The 4613-nt window shown below is 71.1% G+C and carries 3 protein-coding genes; all 3 read right to left on the bottom strand.

Features of this window, described 5'->3' with window-relative positions; all coding sequences use genetic code 11:
• Window positions 1-230: 230 nt before the first annotated feature.
• The gene (locus ACTUAL_RS25705) at window positions 231-920 is read right to left on the bottom strand and encodes a response regulator (protein ID WP_440902053.1); all 690 of its coding nucleotides are present in this window, start codon (window positions 918-920) and stop codon (window positions 231-233) included.
• The gene (locus tag ACTUAL_RS25700; protein WP_096492863.1) at window positions 917-2557 is read right to left on the bottom strand and encodes an ATP-binding protein; all 1641 of its coding nucleotides are present in this window, start codon (window positions 2555-2557) and stop codon (window positions 917-919) included. The genes ACTUAL_RS25705 and ACTUAL_RS25700 overlap by 4 nt, the downstream gene beginning before the upstream one ends.
• A gap of 72 nt (window positions 2558-2629) precedes the next feature.
• A complete protein-coding gene (locus tag ACTUAL_RS25695; RefSeq protein WP_440902052.1) occupies window positions 2630-4321 on the bottom strand; it encodes a S8 family serine peptidase in 1692 nt (563 codons plus the stop codon).
• Between the last annotated feature and the right edge of the window lie 292 nt (window positions 4322-4613).

The following is a 4613-nucleotide window of genomic DNA, read 5'->3' as shown; positions in this document are numbered from 1 at the left end:
GCCGTTGGGGGACGTGCTCAAGCGGTTCGGGCTGCTGTGACCGGGAGTGGGTGGGCGAGTGCTGAAGATCAAGAGCAAGATCAAGATCAAGAGCTGAAGGGCACGCCTCGCCGGCGGGGCAGACCTCCAAAAAAGAGGGGGACGGGCTCTGCCGGCCGGTGACCGTTGGTCCTGTGGTCCGGTTGTACCACTGCGGTGGTCCGGGTCCCTCTTTCCCGTTTGGCCTCCTTTCAGGCAAGCACGCTCGTCAAGACGCCGTTTGGCTCGGGCGGTCTTCCGGGCGGTGCGGCGGCGTCTTGACAAGCGTGCTCGGGCTTCGCCAGGCCAAACGGGAAAGAGGGACGCGGGAATGGGGCTGCGTGGGCTCGCTGCGCTCGCCCCGCAGCCCGCGAAGCGGTCAACCCGTGAAGTCGCCGGGCTGCGAGGCGGTCGGTCTGCAAGGCGGTCGGGTGGTCGGGCTGCTGGTCTGGTCGCGGGTGTGCGGGAGCCCCGGCCACCGTTGGTGGTCGGGGCTCTCGGGGGGCGGGGAGGTGGGGTGAGGTAGGTGTCACCAGGGTTCTGGTCAGGGTGCGCAGGGCTGCCACTCCGAAGGGCTTCGCCATCACGGCGTCCGCGTCCGCCAGGACTGCCGCGTGGTCGCCTGAGCCGCTGGCCACCACGAAAGCGCAGGTCGTGGCCAGGCCCATGGTGCGGAGCCTGGCGATGACCTCGCCGCCGCACAGGTCGGGCAGGCCCAGGTCCACGTAGGCGACCTTCGGGGTGAAGCCTGCCTCCACCAGGGCGAAGGCCGCGGCGGCGCTGTCGGCCAGGCGGACCTCGCAGCCCAGTTTGACCAGGACCCTGCGGTAGACCTCCCGGATGTCCGGGTCGTCCTCCACCACCAGGACCGGGGCGCCCTCCAGCTCCGCGGGGGTCGTCATCTCGGGTCGCCCGCCAGGACTTGCGCGCGGTGGCCCTCCACCGCCGCGTGGACCTTCGACATCAGCTCCGCCTCCGAGAACGGCTTCTCCACCAGGACCACACCGGGGTTCAGGGTGCCCTGGGAGGTCAGGACCGGCTGGGCGTAGCCGGACATGTACACGACCGCGACACCGGGGCGGACCAGGGTGACGCGTTCGCCCAGTTCCTTGCCGAGCATCCCCGGCATGACCACGTCGGTGAGGACGAGGTCGATGTGGCCGTCGTGGTCGTGGGCTGTGCGGAGGGCGGCCATGCCGTTCGGGGCGGTGATGACGTCGTAGCCGTTGCGCTCCAGCAGTCTGCGGGTGACCTCGCGGAGGGCCACCTGGTCCTCCACGAGGAGGATGGTGCCGCCCTCGCCGCCGTCCCGGAGGAGCTCGGGGCCGTCGTCCTCCTCGGGGGACTCGGCCTCGGTGACCGGCAGCAGGACGGAGGCGGTGGTGCCCAGGCCGGGCTGCGAGTAGAGCTGCACGTCGCCGCCCGCCTGCTGGACGATGCCGTAGACGGTGGCCAGGCCCAGGCCGGTGCCCTCGCCCTTGGGCTTGGTGGTGAAGAAGGGCTCGAAGATGCGTTCGAGGACGTCGTCGGTGATGCCCTCGCCGGTGTCGCTGACGCGCAGGCGGACGTACTCGCCCGGCTTGAGCTGGGGGCGCTGGGCGACGGTGACCGGGTCCAGCTCGATCATGCCGGTGTCGACGGTGAGGCTGCCGCCGCCGGGCATCGCGTCGCGGGCGTTGATGACGAGGTTGAGGAGGACGTTCTCGATCTGGCCGGGGTCGGCGAAAGCGCGTTTGACCTCGTGGTCCAGTTCGATGTCCAGGGCGATGTGCTCGCCTATGGTGCGGCGGAGCATGGGCTCCACGCCCGCCACGACGCAGTTGACGTTGAACGGGCGGGCCCTGACCACCTCGCGGCGGCCGAAGACGAGGAGTTGCCTGGTCAGCTGGGCGGCTCGTTCCACGGCCCTGCGGACCTGGATGAGGTCCTCGAGAACGGGGGTCCAGTGCTCGCCGTCGCCCTCGGCGGCCTCGGCCAGCTCCTCTTCCACGAACGTCGTGTAGTTGAGCATGACGCCGAGCAGGTTGTTGAAGTCGTGAGCCACGCCGCCCGCGAGCTGGCCCAGGCTCTCCAGGCGCTCGGCCTGGTTGCGGCGGGCCAGGGCGCGGTCGTCGATGGCGGCGCGCTTGCGCTCCTGGTCCTCCAGTTCGCTGAGCCGCTGCTCGATGTCGCGCACGGTCAGCAGGGCCATCAGCTCGCCGTCGGCCACGACGACGCAGGCGCTGACCTCGACCTGGAACGTGGCGCCGTTGCTGCGGCGGGCGTGCAGGCGGATGGTCTCCGGCATCTGACCCGCCAGCAGCAGGCTCACGAAGTCGCCCCGCTGCCAGCGCAGGAGCTCGCGCGTGGCCTCGGGGGCGAAGTCGGTGGCGCTGCGGCCGATGACCTGGTCCTCGGCGTAGCCGAAGACCGCGAGCATCCGGGGGTTGACCAGCACCACGTCACCGGTCAGGCGCACGACCGCGGCCGGGTCCGGGGACAGGTCCACGCAGGTGCGCAGCGAGGCGAGGTCGGTCTGGACCACCGCGTTCTGGATCATGGCTGCCGCTCTCCGGGCTGGTGCGGCGGAAGCCGCGCCCCCGGGGTGGGGGCGCGGCTGCCGCTTCGGTGGTCAGAAGGTCAGCGACCCGGAGTCGAGCGTTCCGGTGGAAGCCGGGCGCAGGACGTCGAGGATCCGGAGCCGCCACGAGCCGGAGGCGGCCTCACCGGAGGCGTCGACCTTGTAGGTGGTGTTCAGGTTCGCCGCGGTGTCGTTGGCGTTGAGGTTCGCCAGGCGGTACGCGCGGCCCGACGGGCCGAGCAGGTCGATCTGCAGGTCGCCGCGGCTGGGGTGCTTGATCGCCACGGTGACGGACAGGGCGGACGGCGCGCTGCCCGTCAGGCCCGAGACGGTGATGGCGCTGGCCACCGACCGGCTCTGCGGGATGACCACGTCCGCGCCGTTGGTGAAGACCTTCGCCGACGGGGTGGTCGGGGTGGTGGTCACCGGCGGGGTGGTGGGCGTGGTCGTGGTGGGCGGCGGGGTGGTCGTGGTGGCCTGCGGGGCGAACAGCAGGCGGTTCGGCGAGCCGGTCATCGGGTTCTTGACCGCGTTCGGCGTGGCCGAGGAGACGATCTTGGACTCGACCTGGGCCGGGGACAGCGACGGGGTGGCCGACAGCAGCAGGGCCGCGACGCCCGCGACGTGCGGGGCCGCCATCGAGGTGCCGCTGTAGCTGGCGGTGGAGGTGTCGCCGGAGGCGGTGTCGGACACGATGGACACGCCGGGCGCGAAGACGTCCACGCAGGTGCCGTAGTTGGAGAACGACGCCTTGGTGTCGGTGCGGTCGGTCGCGCCGACCACGACGGCCTCGCCGACCCTGGCGGGCGAGACGGAGCAGGCGTCCTTCGGGTTGCCCTGGGCGTCGCCGTTGCCCGCGGCCACCACGTAGGTGACGCCGGAGGCGACGGAGGCGCGGACGGCCTGGTCGATGGCGGAGTTGACGCCGCCGGACAGGCTCAGGTTCGCGACGGCGGGCTTGACCGCGTTGCGGGTGATCCAGTTGAGGCCGTTGACGACCTGCTCGCTGGTGCCCGAGCCCTGGCAGTTGAGCACGCGCACGCCGACCAGCTTGACCTGCTTGGCCACGCCGTAGGTCGTGCCGCCGACGGTGCCCGCGACGTGCGTGCCGTGGCCGTTGCAGTCCTGGCCGTTGCGGCCGTCGCCCACGGCGTCGTAGCCGATGGTGGCCCGGCCGCCGAAGTCGGTGTGGCTGGTGCGGATGCCGGTGTCCACGACGTACGCGGTCACGTTCGCGGCGGTGTTCGGGTAGGTGTACTTGCCGTCCAGCGGCAGCGCGCGCTGGTCGAGGCGGTCAAGGCCCCAGGCGGCGCCGGTCTGGGTGCCGCTGGTGGTCACCTCGGTGACCGGCTCGACGAAGGACACGCGGGCGTCGGCGGCCAGGCGCCTGGCCTGGCGCTCGGTGCCCTCGAACGAGAAGCCCTGCAGCGCGTCGGACCAGGTGACGCGCACACGTCCGCCGAAGCGGGTGACCAGCTTGCTGCCGACCGACCAGGACGCCTCGGGGCTGTCCTTGAGGACGACCAGGTAGCGGTTGCTGACGACCTTCGCGCCGGGGACGGCGCGGATCTCGCCCTCGGCGTCGGCGGCGCCCGCCGCGCCCGCGGAGGCGAGCAGGCCCACCCCGGTGACGACGGCGATGGCGGACGCGGTGGCGCGCTTGCGCCACCTGGTGGACCGGGCGTCCGTGCCCGGCGCCGGGCGGGAAGCCCGGTCGGCCCACTCCCGGTGAGATGCGCTCACGGGAACTCCTCACTCAGAGAGGTCGCACGCGCGCCTCCTGCGCCACGTGCTCTACGAGCGAGGAGTACGGAAGCGATCTCACCTACTTGAGTGAGTTACAGGCTTTTTTTCACTCCTTCGTGGGAAAGCTTAAGAACGTTGCGTATCAAGTGCCACCTTGGTGGTAATTCAGTTGTCCACGAATGGACATTGTGGACTCACCAGGTGCTGTTACGTTCGCGATCGGTTGCGCCCCAGGGGTTTCGGGTGAGACCCGGAGCACGACCGCAGAGGGGAAGGAGAGGAGAGCGGG

Source organism: Actinosynnema sp., assembly GCF_052038725.1.
This window is presented reverse-complemented; position numbering and strand designations above follow the sequence as displayed.